General features: G+C 68.6%; 22 protein-coding genes. 15 read left to right on the top strand and 7 right to left on the bottom strand.

Annotated features, from left to right (window positions below; all coding sequences use genetic code 11):
- The first annotated feature begins 287 nt into the window (after positions 1-287).
- Positions 288-542, top strand: a complete 255-nt coding sequence (locus ACFTS5_RS15825; protein ID WP_378631362.1) for a hypothetical protein — start codon at positions 288-290, stop codon at positions 540-542.
- A 118-nt stretch (positions 543-660) separates the two neighbouring features.
- Here the strand turns inward: ACFTS5_RS15825 and ACFTS5_RS15820 are convergent, their stop codons facing one another.
- Complete coding sequence (locus ACFTS5_RS15820; protein ID WP_378631360.1) at positions 661-1,545, bottom strand: helix-turn-helix domain-containing protein; 885 nt, start codon at positions 1,543-1,545, stop codon at positions 661-663.
- 18 nt (positions 1,546-1,563) lie between these two features.
- Entirely contained in the window at positions 1,564-1,797 is a 234-nt protein-coding gene (locus ACFTS5_RS15815) for a DUF397 domain-containing protein (protein ID WP_056817490.1), read from the bottom strand.
- 352 nt (positions 1,798-2,149) lie between these two features.
- On the opposite strand from ACFTS5_RS15815, the gene ACFTS5_RS15810 reads away from it, so the two are divergent.
- The 6 genes from ACFTS5_RS15810 (at position 2,150) to ACFTS5_RS15785 (ending at position 8,236) form a co-directional block, all read left to right on the top strand.
- Positions 2,150-2,338 (top strand): hypothetical protein, encoded by a 189-nt coding sequence (locus ACFTS5_RS15810; protein WP_378631358.1) that lies wholly within the window; start codon positions 2,150-2,152, stop codon positions 2,336-2,338.
- Between the two features lie 87 nt (positions 2,339-2,425).
- Positions 2,426-2,860, top strand: a complete 435-nt coding sequence (locus tag ACFTS5_RS15805; protein ID WP_378631357.1) for a CBS domain-containing protein — start codon at positions 2,426-2,428, stop codon at positions 2,858-2,860.
- Positions 2,861-2,928: 68 nt separating this feature from the next.
- The gene (locus ACFTS5_RS15800; RefSeq protein ID WP_378631355.1) at positions 2,929-4,224 is read left to right on the top strand and encodes an aminotransferase class V-fold PLP-dependent enzyme; all 1,296 of its coding nucleotides are present in this window, start codon (positions 2,929-2,931) and stop codon (positions 4,222-4,224) included.
- 39 nt (positions 4,225-4,263) lie between these two features.
- Complete coding sequence (locus ACFTS5_RS15795) at positions 4,264-5,517, top strand: heavy-metal-associated domain-containing protein (protein WP_378631353.1); 1,254 nt, start codon at positions 4,264-4,266, stop codon at positions 5,515-5,517.
- Positions 5,514-6,923 carry a decarboxylase gene (locus ACFTS5_RS15790; protein ID WP_378631352.1) on the top strand — a complete coding sequence of 470 codons (1,410 nt, stop codon included), beginning with the start codon at positions 5,514-5,516 and terminating at the stop codon, positions 6,921-6,923. Before ACFTS5_RS15795 ends, ACFTS5_RS15790 begins: the two co-directional genes overlap by 4 nt.
- The gene (locus ACFTS5_RS15785; protein ID WP_378631350.1) at positions 6,923-8,236 is read left to right on the top strand and encodes a pyridoxal-phosphate dependent enzyme; all 1,314 of its coding nucleotides are present in this window, start codon (positions 6,923-6,925) and stop codon (positions 8,234-8,236) included. The genes ACFTS5_RS15790 and ACFTS5_RS15785 overlap by 1 nt, the downstream gene beginning before the upstream one ends.
- On the opposite strand, the gene ACFTS5_RS15780 is transcribed toward ACFTS5_RS15785, so the two are convergent.
- Positions 8,237-9,685, bottom strand: coding sequence for a condensation domain-containing protein (locus ACFTS5_RS15780; RefSeq protein ID WP_378631349.1), 1,449 nt, complete (start codon positions 9,683-9,685; stop codon positions 8,237-8,239).
- A 286-nt stretch (positions 9,686-9,971) separates the two neighbouring features.
- Here ACFTS5_RS15780 and ACFTS5_RS15775 point away from each other — a divergent pair, with 286 nt between their 5' ends.
- The 3 genes from ACFTS5_RS15775 to ligD all read left to right on the top strand — a co-directional run bounded on the left by ACFTS5_RS15775 (position 9,972) and on the right by ligD (position 12,616).
- Positions 9,972-10,358: a cold shock domain-containing protein gene (locus ACFTS5_RS15775; protein WP_378631467.1), complete on the top strand. Its 387-nt coding sequence runs from the start codon at positions 9,972-9,974 to the stop codon at positions 10,356-10,358.
- A gap of 183 nt (positions 10,359-10,541) precedes the next feature.
- Entirely contained in the window at positions 10,542-11,621 is a 1,080-nt protein-coding gene (locus tag ACFTS5_RS15770; RefSeq protein WP_378631347.1) for an ATP-dependent DNA ligase, read from the top strand.
- A complete protein-coding gene (ligD, locus tag ACFTS5_RS15765) occupies positions 11,618-12,616 on the top strand; it encodes a non-homologous end-joining DNA ligase (protein ID WP_378631346.1) in 999 nt (332 codons plus the stop codon). The genes ACFTS5_RS15770 and ligD overlap by 4 nt, the downstream gene beginning before the upstream one ends.
- Positions 12,617-12,620: 4 nt before the next feature.
- On the opposite strand, the gene ACFTS5_RS15760 is transcribed toward ligD, so the two are convergent.
- Complete coding sequence (locus ACFTS5_RS15760) at positions 12,621-13,334, bottom strand: hypothetical protein (protein ID WP_378631345.1); 714 nt, start codon at positions 13,332-13,334, stop codon at positions 12,621-12,623.
- Between the two features lie 256 nt (positions 13,335-13,590).
- On the opposite strand from ACFTS5_RS15760, the gene ACFTS5_RS15755 reads away from it, so the two are divergent.
- Positions 13,591-13,944, top strand: coding sequence for a hypothetical protein (locus ACFTS5_RS15755; protein WP_378631344.1), 354 nt, complete (start codon positions 13,591-13,593; stop codon positions 13,942-13,944).
- On the opposite strand, the gene ACFTS5_RS15750 is transcribed toward ACFTS5_RS15755, so the two are convergent.
- Entirely contained in the window at positions 13,941-14,510 is a 570-nt protein-coding gene (locus tag ACFTS5_RS15750) for a TetR/AcrR family transcriptional regulator (protein WP_378631343.1), read from the bottom strand. The genes ACFTS5_RS15755 and ACFTS5_RS15750 overlap by 4 nt on opposite strands.
- A gap of 235 nt (positions 14,511-14,745) precedes the next feature.
- Between ACFTS5_RS15750 and ACFTS5_RS15745 the strand changes: the two genes are divergently transcribed.
- The gene (locus ACFTS5_RS15745; protein WP_378631341.1) at positions 14,746-16,176 is read left to right on the top strand and encodes an SDR family NAD(P)-dependent oxidoreductase; all 1,431 of its coding nucleotides are present in this window, start codon (positions 14,746-14,748) and stop codon (positions 16,174-16,176) included.
- 69 nt (positions 16,177-16,245) lie between these two features.
- The gene (locus ACFTS5_RS15740; RefSeq protein ID WP_378631339.1) at positions 16,246-16,620 is read left to right on the top strand and encodes a DUF2784 domain-containing protein; all 375 of its coding nucleotides are present in this window, start codon (positions 16,246-16,248) and stop codon (positions 16,618-16,620) included.
- On the opposite strand, the gene ACFTS5_RS15735 is transcribed toward ACFTS5_RS15740, so the two are convergent.
- On the bottom strand, positions 16,601-17,299 hold the full coding sequence (locus ACFTS5_RS15735) for a thioesterase II family protein (protein WP_378631466.1): 699 nt from the start codon (positions 17,297-17,299) through the stop codon (positions 16,601-16,603). The genes ACFTS5_RS15740 and ACFTS5_RS15735 overlap by 20 nt on opposite strands.
- A gap of 96 nt (positions 17,300-17,395) precedes the next feature.
- Here ACFTS5_RS15735 and ACFTS5_RS15730 point away from each other — a divergent pair, with 96 nt between their 5' ends.
- Complete coding sequence (locus ACFTS5_RS15730; RefSeq protein WP_378631338.1) at positions 17,396-18,772, top strand: CoA transferase; 1,377 nt, start codon at positions 17,396-17,398, stop codon at positions 18,770-18,772.
- Positions 18,773-18,781: 9 nt separating this feature from the next.
- Here ACFTS5_RS15730 and ACFTS5_RS15725 read toward each other — a convergent pair whose 3' ends face one another.
- Positions 18,782-19,351: a TetR family transcriptional regulator gene (locus ACFTS5_RS15725; RefSeq protein ID WP_378631336.1), complete on the bottom strand. Its 570-nt coding sequence runs from the start codon at positions 19,349-19,351 to the stop codon at positions 18,782-18,784.
- 105 nt (positions 19,352-19,456) lie between these two features.
- Between ACFTS5_RS15725 and ACFTS5_RS15720 the strand changes: the two genes are divergently transcribed.
- The gene (locus ACFTS5_RS15720) at positions 19,457-20,671 is read left to right on the top strand and encodes an FAD-dependent monooxygenase (RefSeq protein WP_378631334.1); all 1,215 of its coding nucleotides are present in this window, start codon (positions 19,457-19,459) and stop codon (positions 20,669-20,671) included.
- The last annotated feature ends 27 nt before the right edge of the window (positions 20,672-20,698 follow it).

Raw genomic sequence — 20,698 nt, 5'->3', positions numbered from 1 at the left:
TTGTCGCCACCTGATGAACACAACCAGCCGCCGGTCACGCCACTATTCGAGCGCCACATTTGACGGAGGTGGTGGCGCCACCCTGGATTCGCCGCTCAGAAGCCGGGAAATGCACCGCATCGAGACGGAATCGATCGTGCAGATGTGCTTGCATCTGAAAGTCTCTCCGTCCTAAACTCAGGGCCGCAACACAATTCAGGGGATAGTCAGGGGAGGCCGCGAGCGGCACACCCGGGGCCAAGATTGCCTTGGGTTTGCCACTGCCTGAGAAGCACAGGGGCATTCACATGAACAACACCACGAGCCGTTTCGGTTTCGCCGATCGCGCGGCGGCCGATCACCCCGGCTCCGCTCGATGGTCGAGGGAAAGCGCGGTCGCCTTCGTCATCGACGCCGTGGAATCCACCGGCGCGGCGACCCGCAACGATTTCGATATCGACCGGATCGTGACCACCGCGCACGAACTGGCCGATGACTGGGATCTGCAAACGCTGACTCCCGATACTTTCTGGCGTATCGCCGCCGGCTGTATCCGGTACTGACCGCGAATCGGTACCCGCCGATCGACTGCCCCGCCTCTCGCGCGCAGTCCGATCAGCTCTCCGTGTTCGAGTCCGCCCGACCGATCAACTCCGCTCGGCTGTCAGTCCCGCTCGGCTGTCAGTCCCGCTCGGCGTAGGACAGCAGTATCTCGCGTGAGCGATCCGGCCGTTCGGCTTGGACGCTGAGCTGATCCATCACCGACAGATACATCGCGAGGTCCTGGCGGCGCTCGAGGTAGAGCGCGCTGGTGAGTTGCTCGAGGTAGACGATATCGGGCAGTTCCGGCTCGCCGAAGCGCAGAATGCTGAACGAACTACCCGCCGCCGCGTGCCCGCCCGCCGAGTACGGCAGCACCTGCACCGTCACGTTCGGCAGTTCCGAGAGCTCGGCCAGGTAGCGAAGCTGGGCCCGGTGCACCTCACGCCCGCCGATCGGACGATGCAGCACGGCTTCGTCGATCACCGCCCACACCACCGGCGGGTCGACCCGGCGCAGGACATCCTGGCGTAACTGCCGAACCTGGACCCGGCGATCGGTTTCGGCGTCGTCGAAACCGAGGGTGACGATCGCCCTGGTGTACTCCGGCGTCTGTAGCAGGCCGGGTACCAGCTGTGCTTCGTAGGTGCGGATCTGGCTGGCCGCCTGCTCGAGCCCGAGGTAGGTGCTGAACCAGGACGGCAGCAGGTCGCTGTAGCGATGCCACCAGCCGGGTTCGCTTGCCTGCCTGGCCAACTCGAAGAACGAGGTGCGTTCCACCGGGTCGTGCACGCCGTAGAGCGTGAGCAGATCCCGGATGTCGCGTTCCTTGAAACCGGTGCGGCCCAGCTCGAGTCGGCTGATCTTGGCGTGCGAGCCGCGGATCGCGTCACCCGCGGCCTCGCGGGTGATGCCTTTGCCCTCGCGTAGCTTGCGCAACTGGCCACCGAGCGCGATACGCAACACGGTGGGGCCACGGTCGACAACAGGTTGTACGCGACCGATCTCGTCGGGTTCAGCCGTCATGGACCCAGATCCTACCGATTACCCGGTGAGGTAGTCGAACTCTCCGGCCTTCGCGCCGCGGATGAATGCGTCGATCTCGGGCCGGGTGTAGAAGATCACCGACCCCTGCGGGTCGCGCGAGTTGCGTACGGCGACCGAGCCGTCGGCGGCTTCGGCGACCTCGACACAGTTGCCGCTGGGGTTGCTGTAGGTGCTTTTGCGCCACGCGCCGTCTCCGGGGCGTTCACGCTGATCATGCTGCATTCCGGACATACCGCACTCCTCGTTGTCGAATGATGCCCACCGGTACGAAAATTGCAGATGCACGCACAAACGTTCTTGCATCTGCCTTGCGCGATGGGGACATTAACACGCGAAACGCCACCGCGCACCGGTCGGTACTTACCCGGCGTCATGACCGCGGCCAGGCGCCGACCGTCTCGTCCAGCCCCCTGAATTCGTAAGCGCCGCAACCCCATCGCGAGCCGACACGGCCGCAACGAGCGTGCAGATGTGCTTGCATTCGAAAATGAACCGCCCGTAGACTCAGGCCGCAAGATCACCGGGAGGTACCTCGGCTCCCCCAGCCGGGCGGGCCTCCCGTCGCCGAATGGGAGGGGACTCGATGAGCAGTCCGTTTCAGCGACACCTCAGTGCCGCAGGTGTACCGCCCACGGCGTGTAGCGACGAGCCGAACGGGCTCACCTACCGTCAGGCGCGCGAGATGCTGAGCCAACACGACATCCATGGTCCGCAGTGCCGTCAGTGGCTGGCCGCTGCCGCGTACCTGTCCGCGGGGCTGGACGACGAATAGTGCGGTCGTAACGTCTTCGTGCTGGTCAGACCGATTCCGACAGGTCATGCTGGTGGGCGACGATCGATCCGGACAGGTGGTGCGCGTATGCGGATAGCGGAGATCCTGCGCAACAAGGGCAGGGCGGTCACGACCGTGCCGCCGCAGACCACCGTGCGCGACCTGCTCGCGGCACTGGCCGACCACAATATCGGCGCGGTGGTCGTTTCCCCCGATGGCGCCGTGATCACGGGCATCGTCTCCGAACGCGATGTGGTGCGTCATCTGCACGTCCACGGCGCCGCGCTGCTGGACCGGCCGGTCACCGACATCATGACCGCCCGGGTTCGCACCTGTGGGCCCGATGAGGACGTGTCCTCGCTGCGCGATGTGATGACCGAGCACCGGATCCGGCACATGCCGGTGGTGAAGTCCGACCGGCTCGTCGGCATCGTCAGTATCGGTGACGTGGTGAAGAGCGAGATCACCGAACTGGCCGCCGAACGTGAACACCTCGTCGAGTACCTGCAGGGCAACTACTGAGCCCGATACCGACCGGCGACACCGAAAAGCCTTGCGCCTGAGAATTCTTCGCGAGCAGTACCAGAAACGTGCGTATCGTTGAGCGGGTGCACCCCGTCCGGCCCGAGCTCGCCGCCGCCTCGGTGATCCGGCACGCGCCCACCCCGGTGCCCGCCTCGATTCGCACGCGGTTTCCGGCCCTGGCCGATCCCGCGGTGGTCTACCTCGACAGTGCCGCGACGACGCAGAAGCCCGACACCGTCATCGCGGCTGTCACCGATTACCACCGCGAGCACACCGCCAACGCGGGCCGCGGCACCTACGGCTGGGCCACCGCGCTGTCGGCGCGGATCGCCGCCGCCCGGACCCGGGCGGCCGGTTTCCTCGGCGCGCACCACGTCGACGAGATCGTGTTCACCAGCGGAGCCACCGCCGCACTCGGCGCGATCGCGCACAGTTGGGGCCTGGCCGAGCTCGACGACGGCGACGAGATCCTCTACAACCCGGCCGATCACGCCGCCAATGTGCTGCCGTGGCACCACCTGCGCGACACCCTCGCCAGGTTCGGCCGCCGAATCGTGTTGCGGCCCTATCGCAGCACCGCGACCGGCGAAGCCGACATCGAGGACATCCTCGCGCGGGTCGGTCCGCGCACCCGTCTGATCACCACCAGCCACCTCCATCACGTGTACGGCGGGCTCACCACCCTCGAGGAACTGCACGGCCGGATCGACCCCGAGATCCTGCTGTGCTTCGACTGCTCGCAGAGCGGAGGGCACCTCCCGGTCGACGTGACCGCGCTGCGTGCCGATTTCGCGGTCTTCGCGGGACACAAGATGTTCGGTGCGCCCGGGATCGGCCTGCTGTACTGCCACCGCCGGGTGCACGACAGGCTGCGGCCCTTCCTGCCCGGCGGGAACACCGGGGTCAGGATCACCGAAACCGGTCTCGTCGGCACCGGAATGCCCGAGCTGCTCGAGGGCGGTACCCACAACATCCCCGGGATCCTGTCCCTGGCACCAGCTTTCGACCTCCTCGACGAGCTCGACCGATTCGCTGTCGCCGAGCACAACCGGGTGCTCACCCTGCGGCTCATCGACGGCCTGCGCGAGGTTCCCGGGCTCGACTTCCTTCCCGGGCCCGCCCACGCCACGTGCGCCGTCGGCTATGGGATCGTCTCGTTCACCCTCGACACGATCAGCGCGGCCGACCTCGGGTTCGTCCTGGCCGATGCCGGCTTCCTGGTGCGAACCGGAGCGCATTGCGTGCCCTCGGCCGATGCCGGGAACGGTTCGGTGCGGGTGAGTACCCACCTCTACAACACCCTCGACGAGATCGACCGATTCGTCGCCTGCGTGTCCGGCATCGCCGGCCACGGGCGCTGAACGACCTGTCCTTCAAGCCCCCGACGCCGAGGAGGAACGATGGGCTCGCCCACCGTGCAGCACTACGATCGTCGCGCCGCGTCGCGGGTACTGGCCCGCCTGGCCGCTCCCGGACTGTTCGCCGCCACCGAACCGGCGCCCGTGACCCGAATCACTTACCGCGCCAGGGCATTACAGCCTGAATCGGGTGCCGCGCTCACACAGTCCCAGCGGATGTACCTGGAACGGTTCATGCGCCCGTGCCGCCCGGATCAGGTGACCAGCGCGACCCACCGCCTCACGTGGACCGACAGCGCGGGCATTCCCAACACCGGGTACTTCCACACCGCGGGCGCGGGCCCCGAACTCGCGGTGCTCGCGCGGGAAACAGTCCTCGCGCTGTGGCATTCGCTGGCGGCATCCGGACTCCCGGCGCGCGCCGCGGCCCTCCCCGCCCACGATCACGGCGTTCTTTCCGCGACCACCACCGATCACGATCCGCACGAGATCTTCCGGGTCGGTATCGAGGCAACAGGGCGCGCACTGGTCCAGCACGGGCTGATCGCCGCCGACACCCCCTATCGCGGGCTCGTCGAATTCGCCACCGGGATGCGTGATTGCGGCATCTTCACCGCCGTCGCCACCCGCTGGTTCTGGGAATTGCAGGCATCGACCTTCCGGCGCGGCATGATCCCGGTGCGCTTTGCCACCCAGCCCGACGGGTCCGTGCGCTACACCGCCGACTCGATCGCCGTCCTGCGCGCGATGAAAGACGCCACCATCGCCGACGCGCACGCGGTGATGCTGCGCGCGACCAGCGAGGAGGGACTCGAGACCGAAGCGGCCGTCGCGAAATACCACGACGACCTCGACCTGATCTCACGGCAATACGCGCTGCTGCCCGCCGACACGCGACCCACCTGTCTCGCGGCAACCCAGCACGACGTCGACGGCGCCGGTGTGCACATTCTCGCCACGGTCGTCGATCAGTTCGTCGAGACGTTCGCCGCGCTGACAGGTTCGGTGGAAGTGCTCCAGGACCTGACCGAGGAACAGCCGGGCACCGCACCCAACGGCGACGACGGCGTCTTCTACGTTCCCGATATGAGCTGCCGACATTGTGTGCGCACGATCACCGCTCTGCTCGAGTCGATGGAGATCCCGGTCGTCGAGATCGATCTGGAGTCCAAGCGGGTGATCGCCCGGATCCGCAGTCCGCGCAACAGGTTCCGTGTCTTCGAGGCATTGCGCGATGGCGGCTACAACCCGGTCGACGACGTGCCGGCGCGGGTGCCCGGCGCGTCGGTGGGATGATCCCGCCCGCCGTTCCCGCCGCGCTGCATCCGCTCGTCGCCGCGTTCCTCACCGATCGCGACGGCGTGCGCGCCGCGCAGCGCCGCTACGGCTCCCCCGTGCATCTGGTGTTCCCGCAGATCTTCACCGCCAACCTCGCCGCACTGCGCGCCGTGCTCGACAACGCAGCGGTCCGGCATCGAATCTGCTATGCGCACAAAGTGAATCGCTCGGCGGCGTTCGCCCACACGGCCGCGCACGCGGGAATCGCCGTCGATGTGGCGTCCACGGGGGAACTGCGTTCCGCGCTGTCCGCCGGATTCCCCGCCGATCGCATCGAGGTGACCGGGCCCAAGGGCGCCACGCTGCTGCGGGCCGCGTTGACGGCCGCGGCGACGGTCAATGTCGACAACCTCTGGGAACTCGCGACCCTGGCCGAGCTGGCGTCCCCGGCGGCGGCTGTCCCGGTGTTGCTGCGTATTTCGGGATTCTCCGGCAGCTCACCGAGCCGGTTCGGTATCGACCTCGCCGACGTGGCCACGGCGCTGGAGCTGCTGGTACGCCACCGAGACCGGCTGCGGCTGCTGGGATTCGCCTTTCACCTCGATACCGCTGCCACCGCGGAACGGGTCAACGCCGTGGGCGACTGTCTGGAACTGATCGAACGGGCCTACGCGCACGGCCTGACGCCGACGGTGCTCGATATCGGCGGCGGCCTGCGCCAGGTCTTCACCGCCGATGCCGGGGGGTACGACGCCTACGACCACGCACTGCGGGCGGGCCTGCTCGGGCGTGGCCCCGCGATGCACTGGGGCAACAACACTTTCGGCTATCACGTCGCCGAGGGAATGGTGCACGGCGCACCGGTGTTCCACAAGTACGCCAATACCGAACCCGCCGCCGACATCCTCGCCGAACTGCTCGCCGCGCCGCTGCCCGGGCACGGTGGACGGGCGCTGGCGGCGGTCCTCACCGACAATCTCCTCCATCTGTGGCTCGAACCGGGCAAAGCGCTGGTCGACCAGGCAGGCATCACCGTGGCCCAGGTCGAGTTCGTCAAACAGGCAGGCAACGGCGCGACGCTGGTCCATCTGGATCTCAGCCGCGACACCGTCACCGCCGCCGACCAGGAGGTGCTCATCGATCCGATCGTGCTGGCCGACGTAGCCGAGCCGCGCCCGGCCGGGGTGTATTTCGCCGGGCACCTGTGTCTCGAGCGCGATCTGATCACCCAGCGGCAGGTGCGAGTTCAGCAGCTACCGTCCCCCGGCGATCCGGTGGTGTTCCCCAATACCGCCGCCTACCACACGGACCTGTCGGCCGCGCAGGCCGGCATGCACCCGACACCCGCGAAAGTCGCTGTGCTGCACCGAGAAGGACAGTTCGTGCTGTGCCCTGACGCCGACTATCGGCCCGGGGGCCGGTGATGGTCTACACCCACATCACCGAGCTGATCGGCAACACCCCCTTGCTGCGCCTGGACCCCGCCGTCCACGGGCTGCCCGAGGTCGAGCTGTACGCGAAACTGGAGTCGCACAACCCCTTCGGTTCGGTGAAGGACCGCGTCGCCTGGGCGATGATCCGCGACGACCTCGAGCGTGTGCGCGCGGGCGGGCAGTCGTTCATCGAGGCGTCGAGCGGCAACACCGCCAAAGCGCTACGGGTACTCGGCGCACTGCACGGCATCCCGTTGCGCGCGGTCACCAACCGGATCCGGGTGAGCGAGGTCCGCCAACTGCTGCAACTGCTCGGGACCGAGATCGTGGAACTTCCCGGCCTGTCCGAATGCCCTGATCCCCATGCCGCCGATGATGTTTCGGCGGTGATCGAGCAGACCATCGGTCAGGCGCCCGACCACTGGTATCACCCCTCGCAATACACGAACGAGCGCAATATCGCCGCCCATCACGACGGCACCGGCACCGAGATCGCCACCGACCTCGCGAACGCGAGCATCGACCACCTGGACTACCTGATCGGCGGACTCGGCACCACCGGCTCCACCCGAGGCACCGCCACCGCCCTGCTCGCCCACCATCCGGGCCTGCGCACCGTGGGGGTGGTGTCGGACCGCTTCGATTTCATCCCCGGTATCCGCTCCGAGCGCGAGATGTGGGACGTCGGCCTGTTCCGGCCCGATTTCTACGACGAGATCGTCACCGTCGACTCCGCCGCGGCCATCGAGTCGACCCTCGACCTGATGCGAGGCTACGGCGTGCTCGCCGGACCCACCAGCGGCGCGGGCTATTGCGCCGCCCTTCGCACCCTGGCCGCGGCACCACGCCCCGAGGGCAGAGCACTGGTGGCCGTGCTGATCGTGTGCGACCGGATCGAACCGTATCTGTCCTATCTCGCCAAACGCAGGCCGGAGCTGTTCGGCAAGCCCACCGGGCCCCCGCCCCCGAGCCCCGACGACACCACGCCGACGCTGTCCCCCGCCGAGCTGGCCGAACTCGACCGCACCGCCAGACCCACCGTCGTCGATACCCGCGGCGCGATGGCCTACCGCGTCGGGCATGTCCCGGGCGCGCTCAACATCCGCGACGACCAGCTCGACGAGATGCTCACCCAGGGCGTGCCGTTTCCGCGGTCCCGGCCGGTGGTGTTCGTGTGCCCGGTCGGGGAAACCTCGCTGCGTTTCGCCGCGGTGGCCCACCGCGCGGGTTACGAGGCGTTCAGCCTCGCGGGCGGCATCGTCGCGTGGCGCGACGCCGGATACGCGATGGAGCGCGGCGGCTGATCAGACGAGCACCCGGGTGGCGCGGCGCGCGGTGCTCAGCGCACAACCGCGCCCGGTGGTCGCCAGCAGCACTGTGAGCGGTCCGCGATACCCGTCGGCGAGCAGCCCGACGACCGCGCGGAAGCGCGCCACGAACTGCTGCGCGGTCGCCTCGTCGAACCGGGCGATCGGGTAGATGAACGACCCGTCGACCCCGGCGGGCGCTCCGAGCGGATCGTAGTGGTCGGTGAGCCCGAACTCGAGGTCGTGCTTGGCCCTGACCACCCCGGTCGGCACCTCGGTGATCGAAAGCCCCTGTGCGGGAGTGCTTTCGACGGGCGTGCGCGGCGCCCCCGCTCGCTGCAGGATGAGGGTGGCCTGGAACAGCGGCAGCGCTGCGTCCTGCGGCAGGCAGCGCTTGAGGCGTGGGTTGGGGGTATCGGGGTGGGCGTACGCGGCTAGCGCGACCCGGCGCACCTGATCGAGGAGTTCGCCGACATCGGCGGCACGGTCGAGGCGCACGCGCATCAGCACATCAGCGGAGAAGTTGCCGACGAGATCGTCGAGCAGGCGGTGATCGCGACCCGAAACCGCCGTGGCGACCGTGACATCGGCGCTGCGCGCGAACGCGCCGACGGTGAGCGCGAACGCGGTCTGTAACACCATGAACAGGCTCGCCCGCCCCTCCTGCGCCATCCGCAGCAGCCCGGCATGGGTCGAGGCGTCGAACGAAATCGGCAGCAGCGCACCGGCGACCGGGTCGATCGGGGCCGCGGGGAGCTCACGCACGGGCAGGTCGAGCAGGGCGGGGCGGCCGGCCAGCGCATTGGCCCAGTACCTCAGCTGATGGGTGGCCCGGCTCCACTCGTCGGTGAACTCGCCGAGCTGCTCGTGCTTCCACAGGGTGTAGTCGATGTAGCTGATCGGCAGCGGCGGCCAGTGCGGGGTGGTACCGGCGCGACAGGCCAGGTAGGCGGTGACGAGATCGCGGATCAGCGGGCCCATCGAGCGGCCGTCGACCGAGATGTGGTGCACGACAAGGGCGAGCACCACATCGTCGGGCCCGAGCACGAACAGCCGCGCCCGCACCGGCAGGTCGCGGGCGAGGTCGAAGGGCTGCCCGGCCAGCGCGGCGACGGCGGGGGCGAGTTCGGCTTCGCCGACGCCGCATTCGGCCACATCGAGGACGACATCGTCGGGGTCGACGACGCACTGAGCCGGGCCGAGCTCGGTCGCCGGAAACCGGGTGCGCAGCGGAACATGGCGACCGACAAGAAGTTTCAGCGCCGCCCGCAGTGCTGCCACGTCGACCGACGCGCCACGCAAGCGCATCGCCCGCGCGACATTCCAGTCCGCCGACCGGCCGAGTCGCGCGGCATGCCACATCCGCTCCTGCGCGGGCGCCAGCGGCACATGGGCCGGACACGGTCGCGGGCCGAGCACCGGTGACGCGGCGGGGCGCGCACACACCGGGTCGCTCCCGGTGCGCGCCGTCGCCGACAAAACGCCACTACCGGCGCCGTATCCCCCCGATCTGCTCCCCACACCGGGGTCCGACACGCGTCCACAACCTCCACACCGTTTCGACAGGTGAGCAACGCTAATGAGCCGATGTGAACACGCAGTTACCGGATCGTGACCATGCTCGGTCAGGCCGCCCGCATCGCGAATCCCAAGATTTCGCCGACTATCCACTTTCCGGGCGAAATCGCCCAAAAGCCGCGTTAGAGTAGCGACGGGAAGCGGAGCGAGGAGTCTGTTGGTGTCCATCGGGAAATTGGTGTCGTTCGACGGTTCACGGGGTTTCGGATTCATCCGGCCCGATGACGGCGGGCCCGATGTATTCGTCCACGTCAACGACATCGGTCTCGACGAGGACGAGCTGCGCCAGGGTCGCCTGTTCGAATTCGATGTGACCGAAGGCGATCGGGGTCCCAAGGCGATCAACCTGACCGGGGTCGGACAGCCCCCCGCCGCTCCCAAGACGCGCAAGGGCGGCGACCGGCTCGGTCCCGACGAACTGCGTCAGCAGATCACCGAATTGCTGCTGGAAGCGTCCCCCGCGCTCACCGCGGCCGAGATCATCACCATCCGCGACCGGTTCACCACCTTCGCCGACGAGCACGGCTGGCTCGACAGCTGATCTCGTTCCCGGGCCGCTGTCGCGCCCGCCGATGAACTCCGGCGCGGACTCGGCGAGCGCGACAGGCACACACTCGATGTCCGCGCACGTGTCGGTCCCCCGTCCTACGATCGCCTCACACACCGATGAATCGGGCGTGCTCGCATCGTCGACACGGGTGAACACACCCGCGAGGAGGATCGGATGGATCTACCGGTGATGCCGCCAGTGCGCCCCATGCTGGCCAAGTCGACGCCGTCGCTGCCGCGCGAACCAGGACTCAGCTATGAGCCGAAGTGGGACGGCTTCCGCTGCGTCGTGTTCCGCGACGGTGACGAGATCGAACTCGGCTCCCGCAACGACCGCCCGCTCACCCGGTACTTCCCCGAGCTGGCCGAGCTGCTGAAGGAGGCGCTGCCGCAACGCTGCGTCGTCGACGGGGAGATCGTGGTCGTCACCGATCACGGCCTCGATTTCGACACCTTGCAGCAGCGGTTGCATCCGGCCGCGTCGCGGGTCACCAAGCTCGCAGCGGAGACACCGGCCAGTTTCGTCGCCTTCGACCTGCTCGCCCTCGGCGATCGCGATCTCACCACCGCACCGTTCGCGCAGCGGCGCCGCGAGCTCGAGTCGTTGCTCGACGCCGCGCCCGGCCGGATCCATCTCACGCCGATCACCCAGGATCCCGACGTGGCTCAGGACTGGTTCACCCGCTTCGAAGGCGCGGGCTTCGACGGCGTGATGGCCAAGTCCGACGAGCTGGCCTACCTGCAGGACAAGCGCGTGATGCTCAAGATCAAGCACGAGCGCACCGCCGACTGCGTGGTCGCCGGTTACCGGATGCACAAGGACGGCGAAGGCGTCGGTTCGCTGCTGCTCGGCCTGTTCGACGACGAGGGCAATCTGCACCATGTCGGGGTGGCGTCGAGTTTCACCGCGGCCCGGCGCCGCGAATTGCTCGGCGAGCTGGCGCCGTTGCGCGAGAACGCGCTCGACGACCATCCGTGGCGCAACTGGGCCGACGCCGCCGCGCAGGCGAACGCCGACGGCAAGATGCCCGGCGGGCAGAGCCGCTGGAGCGGGGGCAAGGATCTGTCGTGGGAGCCGCTGCGGCCCGAGCTGGTCGCCGAAGTGCGCTACGAGCACGTGCAGTCGGGACGGTTCCGCCACGGCGGGCGGCTGGCGCGGTTCCGCGCCGACCGGACCCCCGATTCGTGCACTTACGCCCAGCTCGACGAAGTGGCGCCCGCCGAGCTCGACGCAATCTTCGGAGTCGGCCGATGAGCGCCGCGGTGGAACTCGACATCGACGGCCGGACGCTGACCATCAGCAATCCCGACAAGGTCTACTTCACCAAACGCGGCGAGACCAAGCTCGATCTGGTCAACTACTACCGCGCTGTGGCCGAACCGCTGCTCGGCGTGATCGGCGGCAGGCCGCTACTGCTGGAACGCTATCCCGACGGCGCGTCGGGCAAATCGTGGTTCCAGAAGCGGGTACCGAAGTCCGCGCCGGATTGGTTGCAGACCGTGGAGGTGTCGACCCCCAACGGCACCACCAGCGACGCGCTGGTGGCCCACGATCTCGCGCACATCCTGTGGGCGGTGAATCAGGGCTGTCTCGGTTTTCACGTGTGGCCCAATCACGTTCCGGATCTGCGGATCGCCGACGAACTACGCATCGACCTCGATCCCTCGCCCGGGATCGGTTTCGATGATCTGCGCCGGGCTGCGGTGCTCACCCGCGAACTGCTGGCCGAACTCGGCGTCGACTCGTCCATCAAGACCTCGGGATCACGCGGCCTGCACATCTACGCGGCGCTGGAACCGCGCTGGGACGGCTACGAGGTGCGGGCCGCCGCGGTGGCGCTGGCCAGGGAGCTCGAGCGCAGGCATCCCGAGCAGATCACCGCGCAGTGGTGGAAGGAGGAACGCGGCTCGCGGGTGTTCATCGATTTCAACCAGAACGCCCCGCACAAGACCGTGTTCGGCGCCTGGTCGGTGCGGCCGAAGGTCGGCGGTCAGGTGTCGACACCGATCACCTGGGCCGAACTCGACACCGTCGTCCCCGATGAGCTCACCCTGGCCACCGTGCCCGCCCGCCTCGCCGAGTCGGGTGATCCCTGGGCGAACCGGGCACCGCAATCGATCGAACCGCTGCTGACGATGTCGGAGCGCGATATGGCAGCGGGGCTGATGGACGCACCGTGGCCACCGCAGTATCCGAAGATGCCCAATGAGCCGCCGCGCGTGCAACCGAGCCGGGCCAAGAAGGAGTGAGAACCTATTCGGTGGTCCACGGCGACCAGACCGCGGCGCTGCCCTTGCCCTCGCACACGAGCGCGTGGTTGTCGGAGGTACGGCCCGATTTGTCCACCGAGGGATCGCATTTCGCCCCCGCGGTGTAGTAGGACCCCGATACCTTGAACGGCCCTGACCAGGTATGACCACTCGGTCCGCGCAGACACAGCAATGTCGCACCGTCTGCCGCGACGCCGAGCAGACCGGCCTTCTCCGCGGTGCACTCCGTGCCCTTCTCGACCACGCCGCTCTTCTCGCCGCCGCCCGCGGGGCTCGTCACCGGGACGGCCTCGGTCACCGTCGGTGCCGTGTGCGAGGTCACCGACACCGGCGTCGGCGTGGTGGTCGCCGCCGACTGGGCGAGTGCCGGCATCGACACGTCCAACCCACCGAATACGGCGAGCCCGATCGCTGCCGCGACCGCCACCTCGGAGATACCGAGCAGCAGTGCCAGCACCGCGATCCCCCGCCCGCGCGGATGCCCGAACGACAGCAGCCCGAACACGATCGCGATCGGGAACAGCAGCACCAGCGCGGCGGCCAGCGCCACCATCGAGTAAGGATTCACGCGCGGTTGGTCACCGCGGCGACCGCCGCTCGCACTGTCCGCGCTCACCTGCGGCCAGCGCTGGCCGTCCCAACGCCGATCGTCGGACTCCTGCTCGGGGTCGTCATCCCATTCCTCGTACCGTGCCATCAACCCCGGGTCCCTCTCCGATCTCCCCGGGCGCACAACGAAACAGGTGCGGCGCCGGGTTTGCGACGAGAATAAGGAGTAAAAGCCCGGTAGCACAGCTCAAACGCGAAATAGGGTCACAGTGACATAACGTGTCAACTCGCGCGAGCCCCCTGGTAACGAACCGGCTAACACCCTTACCCCGGCGGACGGAACAGGTTCATGCTGGTCATCAGGTACACCATTGCGCGCACCCCTGAGCTCGCGAGGAGGACTCATGTCCGACAGCACGCCGTCGGCAGACCGCGCCTGGCATGCCCAGGCCGGTGATCTGCTGGCCGACGATTACAACGTTCCCGGCATCATCATGTGCGCGATCGGGGTCGTCGGGCTCGCGTGCACCCTCGTCGCGGCGGGTACCGAGCACACCGGATGGGCCGTGCTGGCCGGGATCATGACGTTACTTTTCCTCGGCGGCGGTGTCGGTGCGCTGATGTTCGAGCATCACCGGGAGAAGAAGATCGAGCAGATGCTCGGCCGCACCGGGCACGCGCCCGGCCATGCCGGACCCCAGCGCTACAGTGCCGCCGCGATCGCGATGCGGCGCTCGGGTCGCGCGCTCGATTCCTAGCGCCCGCCCGATTCCCCGGTCGGTTCCGGCTCGGTGATCAGCACGCTGGGAATCGTCACGGTGATCATCGTGAGCAAGGTGTCGGCCAGCAGTTGATGCACCTGCGCTCTGGTGAGGGTGCCGCGGGTGATCCATTCGCGCCCGGCGACTTTCACCAGACCCGCGTAGGCCAGGACCAGTGCGCGCAAAGGCGCACTGTCTGCCAGATCGGCGCGCCCGATCATCACCAGCATGCGTTCGGCGGCGGCATCGTCGGCCTGATCGAGGATCTGCTGCACCTCGGGGTCGTCGCCGACACCCTCGTGGCTGGTCACCTTCACCCAGGTGGTGCCGTGCTCGGCGATGGTGTCGAGCAGCCAGCCCACGATCGCGTCGACCCGCTCACCCGGTGTGCCGTCGGGAATGGACACCTTGTCCTGACGCGGCAGGGTCACCATGCGACGCACCACCGCCAGATACAGGTCGCGCTTGTTGCCGAAGTAGTGGTTGATCAGGCCACGGGCCACCCCCGCGCGCTGGGCCAGTTCCGCGGTCGACACCGCCGCGTAGGGCCGCTCACCGAACATGTCGATGGCACACGCCAGGATCTGCGCTCGTCGCTCGTCGGGTTCGAGCCTGCGCCTGCGCGGCGCGTCTGCGGTGTCGGTGTCCAGCGGGGAAATCGCGGTTCTCCGTCGAGTTCGAGAGCCGTCGCGCGGTTGCGGCGACGGCCCATCACGATACCCAGCGGGTCGCTCGCGCGGCCAATGCGACAATAGATGTCGTCCACCGCTCCCGCACGAAGGAATGTCGCACTCCCCGATGACCGAGAACATGATCGATCCGGATGAGTTGGCGACCTGTCTGCGGGTACTGGAACGCGCCGGGCAGCTGGAGAAGGAACACCCCGACTCCATCGCCGTGCAGCGCGCCGTCGGGCACATGTTCAAAAAGCTCAAGCACCGCCGTCGCATCGAGGCCAGGGAGCAGATCTCCTCGAACGACCGCGCCGTCATCGCCGCGACCGCGACAGGGTCCCCGCAGCGCATCGACGACGAGACCGCGGGCATCCCGATCAGCTCGTCCACCTCGGGCGCCAGCGCGGGCACCCTGCTCAAGGCGCGTCCCTGCTACATCTGCAAGCAGAAGTACACCCAGGTCGACGCGTTCTACCATCAGCTGTGCCCCGAGTGCGCGGCCGCGAGCCACACCAAGCGCGACGCCCGCACCGACCTGTCCGGCAAACGCGCCCTGCTCACCGGCGGTCGCGCCAAGATCGGCATGTACATCGCGTTGCGGCTGCTGCGCGACGGTGCGCACACCACCATCACCACCCGATTCCCCAACGATGCGATCCGCCGCTTCGCCGCCATGGAGGACAGCGCCGACTGGCTGCACCGGCTGCGCATCGTCGGCATCGATCTGCGTGACCCCGCGCAGGTCGTGGCGCTGGCCGACGACGTCGCCGCCCAGGGCCCCCTCGACATCCTGATCAACAACGCGGCCCAGACGGTGCGTCGATCGGCCGGCGCCTACAGCGCCCTGGTCGACGCCGAGACCGCGCCGCTGCCCGCGGGCGTCCTGCCGGAGATGGTCACGTTCGGCAAGACCATGCAGGCCCACCCGACCGCACTCACCGCCTCGCTCACGCCGTCGCTGTCGGCCACCGATGTCGCCGAACTCGCGCTGGTCGCCGGTTCGGCCACCCCGGAGCGGATCGCGGCGGGCGTGGCCATCGACGCCGGTGGTCTGGTGCCCGATCTGGCGCACACCAACAGCTGGGTGCAGACCGTCGGCGAGGTGGAGGCCACCGAGCTGCTCGAGGTGCAGCTGTGCAATTCGGTCGCCCCGTTCATCCTGGTGTCACGGTTGCGGCCTGCCCTGGCCGCCGCGGCGGGCCGGCGCAAGTACGTGGTCAACGTCTCGGCGATGGAAGGCCAGTTCGGGCGCGGCTACAAGGGCCCGGGGCACCCGCACACGAACATGGCCAAGGCCGCGCTCAACATGCTCACCCGCACCAGCGCCCTCGAGATGTTCGAGGCCGACTCGATCCTGATGACCGCGGTCGACACCGGCTGGATCACCGACGAACGCCCGCACTTCACCAAGGTCCGCCTCGCCGAGGAGGGCTTCCACGCCCCGCTCGATCTCGTCGACGGCGCCGCACGCGTCTACGACCCGATTGTGCAGGGCGAGGACGGCGTGGACCTCTACGGCTGCTTCCTCAAGGATTACCGGCCTTCACCCTGGTGACGCAAGCGATGCCGAACCGGAATGATGATCATGATGCCGCCCGGGGAGCACGGTACATATCCTGAATAGGTGCCGTTCCGGGTGCTGGCCGACGTTCTCGCCGTCACCCACGTCGCGTTCATCGCGTACGTGGTCGCCGGCGGCTTCCTGGCGTGGCGATGGCCACGCACGATCGGCCTGCACGCACTCGCCGTGGCATGGGGCTTCGGCACCATCCTGATCGGCTTCGACTGCCCGCTCACCTACGCCGAGAACTGGGCGCGCAGGCAAGCGGGGGTGGGCGAGCTGCCCGCCGCCGGCTTCATCGACCACTACCTCACCGGGGTGATCTACCCCGACAGCGCGCTCGGCTTGGTGCGCGCACTGGCGGCACTGACGGTGCTCGTGTCGTGGCTCGGCTACGCGCGCCTGTACCAGCGCCGGCTCAGTTCACGTGCCGTGTGATCTCCTGCGCCACCGCGGCGTGCTGTTCGTCGAGGTAGAAGTGCCCGCCACCGAACGTGCGCAGGCTGAACGGCCCGTCGGTGACCGCACGCCACTGTTCGGCCTGGGCCACCGTGGTCGTCGGATCCTCGGTACTCACCAAGGCGACGACCGGGCAGCTCAGCTGTGCTCCCGGGCGACGCCGATAGGTCTCGACCGCCTGGTAGTCGGCGCGCACGGCGGGCAGCACGAGATCGGCCAGGCCCGGTTCGGTACGCAGCAGCCGCACCGGTGCGGGATCGTTCGCCAGCCGCTCCAGCTCGTCGATGAGCGCGGTGTCCGACCCGGTGTGTAGCTGTCCGGTTTCGACGAATTCCGGTGCGGGACGCCCGGAGACGATGAGGACGCGGGGCGGTTGTCCGGCGGCGGCGAGTCGCAGCGCGGTCTCGTAGGCCACGGTCGCGCCCATGCTGTGCCCGAACAGCGCGCGAGCCGGTCCCGCCTGACGCGCGATGTCCGCGGCGATCCGGTCGGCGAGCAGATGCAGGTCGGTGATCGTCGGATCGTCGAGCCGGTCCTGTCTGCCCGGATACTGCACCGCCGTCACTTCCACACCGGCGCCGACGTGTCGCGCCAACTCCCGATAGAAGGTCGCCGATCCCCCGCCGGGCGGAAAACACGTCAAACGCCCGCGTGCCACCGCGTCCGATCGCAGGATCCGAACCCACTCCGTCGCAGCTGTATTCACGCCCACATCACGCTCCTCACCCTCTTCACCGCAACTAGGCTGGTCGATGTGACCACCGCGCAGCAGCTCGTCCACGCCTACGAGGCGGGACTGGGACTCCCGCCGTCGAGCGATGCCGACGTGCCGGATCCCGGTGCGCGGTTGGCGGCCACCCTACCGGTATGGGCGCTCGCGGCGGGTTCGGTCGCGGCAGTGAGCGCGGCCGCCAACCGGGTCAGAGTCGCGCACGGCCTGCCCGCGCGCCCCGTTCGCCTCGATGCCGACCGGGTGACCGCGGCGTTCAGCAGTGAACGGCTGTTCCGGCGAGGCGGTAGCGCGCCCGCGTTCTTCGCCGAGCTGTCGGGCTTCTTTCCCACCGCCGACGGATGGGTGCGCACCCACGCGAACTACCCACACCACCGGCAACGATTGCTGCGCGCGCTCGACCTCCCGGACCCCGGAGACGCCACCCAGCTCACCGCCCGGTTTTCCGCGATGAAGGGCGCCGAGATCGAAGACGCCGCCGCTGCCGTGGGCGCCATCGCGGCACGAGTGCGCACCGAGGGCGAATGGGCCGACAGCCCGATGGGCCGCGCGGCCGCCCTCGGGCCCTTGGCCGCCGTCGATGCGCGCGACGCGCGCACGCCCACCACGCCGTGGCCAGGTGCGGGCGAGCGCATGGCGACCATCGAGCGACCACTGAGCGGCCTTCGCGTGCTCGACCTCACCCGCGTCCTCGCGGGCCCGGTGGCCACCCGGACGCTGGCCTTGCTCGGCGCCGACGTGCTGCGGATCGACCCACCGCACCTGCCCGAGATCGACTGGCAGTTCTCCGACAACGGCCAGGGCAAACGCTCTACCTTGCTCGACCTGCGCACCGACCTGGCGACCTTCGAGATCCTCCTCGACGAGGCCGATGTACTGGTCACCGGCTACCGCCCGGGTGCCCTCGCCGCGGCCGGTGTCCGCGCTGCCCGACGTCCCGGCTTGATCGAGGCCTCGGTCTCCGCCTGGGGTACGGGCGGACCGTGGGGCGCGCGTCGAGGTTTCGACAGCATCGTCCAAGCGGTGTCCGGCATTTCGTTGCTCGAGGGAACGCCGGATCGGCCCGGCGCACTGCCCGCGCAGGCACTCGACCACGGGTCGGGCTACCTGCTGGCCGCCGCCGTCATGGATGCCCTGCTGGCTCGCGCCGACGACGGGTTCGGCCGCAACGTCCGAGTTTCCCTGGCACGCACCGCATCCTGGCTCCTGGCCGCGGACGACCGCTGCCCCGACCACCCCGCACCGACCCCGCCGGAGCCGGCGTCGACCGTCACGCACAGCGAACTGATCACGGCCGCACCGGCATTCGCCGACTACGACGACTATCGCTGGCCCGCGCCACCCTACGGATCAGCGCAGCCGTTCTGGGTCGAAGCGCCCGATCACTACCACCGCCCGTGACCAGCCGGGTCACTTCCCGGCGAGCGCCCGGATCGCCACCGTGAGCTGATCACCATCGACAGCCACCTCACCCGGGTCCAGCAGCCACAGCATCCCGAGCCCCTGGGCGATCACGAAATACATCCGCCCGATCGCCGCGGCCTGTGCCGCGTCGAGCTCGGGGTGGGCCGCCTGCACATGGGCGCCGAGGTCGGCGAACGCCCCGGACAGCTGATCGCCCAGCTGCGCCCGCGCGTCGTCGGAGCGCACGATCCGCACGATGTTCTCCAGGCTGGCCAGCATCGCCTCGTGATTGCCTGCGAACACCTCGGGCATCCCGTTCCACAGCAGCGCGAGCCCCTCCAGCGGTGACTTTCCGGTGCCTGCGGCGATCAGCTCGTCCATCGCATCGCCCATCCCGGTGCCGAGCGCCTCACTCAATGCCTCGGTGACGAGGCGATCCTTCGACCCGAAGTGGTAGCCGATCGCGGCCAGGCTCACCCCCGCCGCGGCGGCGATATCACGTGCGGTCGCCTTCGCGACGCCGCGCTCGAGAATCACTTTGCGCGCCCCCGCCAGGAGATCTTCTCTGTTTCCCATGCTCAGCAGCCTACCCGATCGTCTCAGACGTTTGTTCTAGACAGACGTGCAAATCTCTGTTAGACATATGTCTAAGACATTCGTACATCAGACGGGAAACACATCATGAGCATCACCAGCACCCTCCACGTTCTCGTCTCCGGCGGCGGCATCGCCGGCAACGCGGTCGCACTCCAGTTGCTGCGCAACGGCATTCGCACCACCGTTGTCGAGCGCGCCGCGGTCCCCCGCCCCGGCGGCCAGGCCGTCGACCTGCGCGGCCCGAGCAAGGAAGCCGCGGAGCGGATGGGCCTGATGGAGGGCATCGCCAAGTACCAGCTCGACGAGCGCGGCATGTCCTACATCGACGGCGACGGCAAGATCTACGCCAGGATGGCGATGGAGGACTTCGACGGACAGGGCGCCGTCGCCGAAATCGAGATCACCCGGGGCGACCTCAATCACGTGCTCCTCGACGCGCTGGCCACCGCCGACAACGGTCAGCTGGACTACCGCTACGGCGAGTGGATCGACCAGGTCGCCCAGGACGACACCGGCGTGGACGTCACGTTCGCCTCCGGGGCCACCGAGCGGTTCGACCTGGTGATCGGCGCCGACGGCATCCACTCGGCGACGCGGCGACTGGTCTTCGGGCCCGAGGAGAAGTTCAGCACCAACCTCGGCGGCTACGGCGCCTTCTTCACCATGCCCAAGCCCGCCGATGTGGAGCCCGGCTGGTTCAGCATGCGCCTGGTGCCCGGCGCCATGCTCGGCATCCGTCCCGACGCCGACCCGAGCACCGCCAAGGCGATCATCACCATGCGCACCGAGCCGGACCCGGCGCTGCGCCGCGACGTCGACGCTCAGCGCGCGCTGATCAGGAAGACGATCGGCGACGCGGGCTGGCATGCCCCCGCCGTCCTCGCGGCGATGGAGTCCACCCCCGACTTCTACTTCGACGAAGTCGCCCGCGTCGACGTTCCCGAATTGTCCGTCGGCCGCGTGACACTGATCGGCGACGCGGGCTACTGCGGCTCACCGCTGACCGGCATGGGCACCGCGATGGCCATCGTGGGCGCCTACATCCTGGCCGCCGAGATCGCGGCCACCCCGGCCGATCTGGCCGCCGCGCAGCAGCGCTACCAGGACAAGATCTCGCCGTTCCTCGACAAGGCCAAGGAGATCCCCGGTGGCGGCATGGCGATGATGATCCCGAAGTCCCCGCTGTTGACGCGGCTCGCCAAGACGAACGTGCGGCTGATGATGTCGCGCCCGATGCGTCCGCTCACCAAGAAGATCTTCTTCGGCCACACCGAGGAATTCGCCCTCCCGACCTACTGACCCACCCGCAGACTGGCCGCGGACCTC

Origin of the sequence: Nocardia sp. NPDC056952 (assembly GCF_042674185.1) — a bacterium.
GTDB lineage: Bacteria > Actinomycetota > Actinomycetes > Mycobacteriales > Mycobacteriaceae > Nocardia.
Note: the sequence above shows the minus strand (reverse complement) of the source record. Positions and strands in the feature narration are given on the sequence as shown.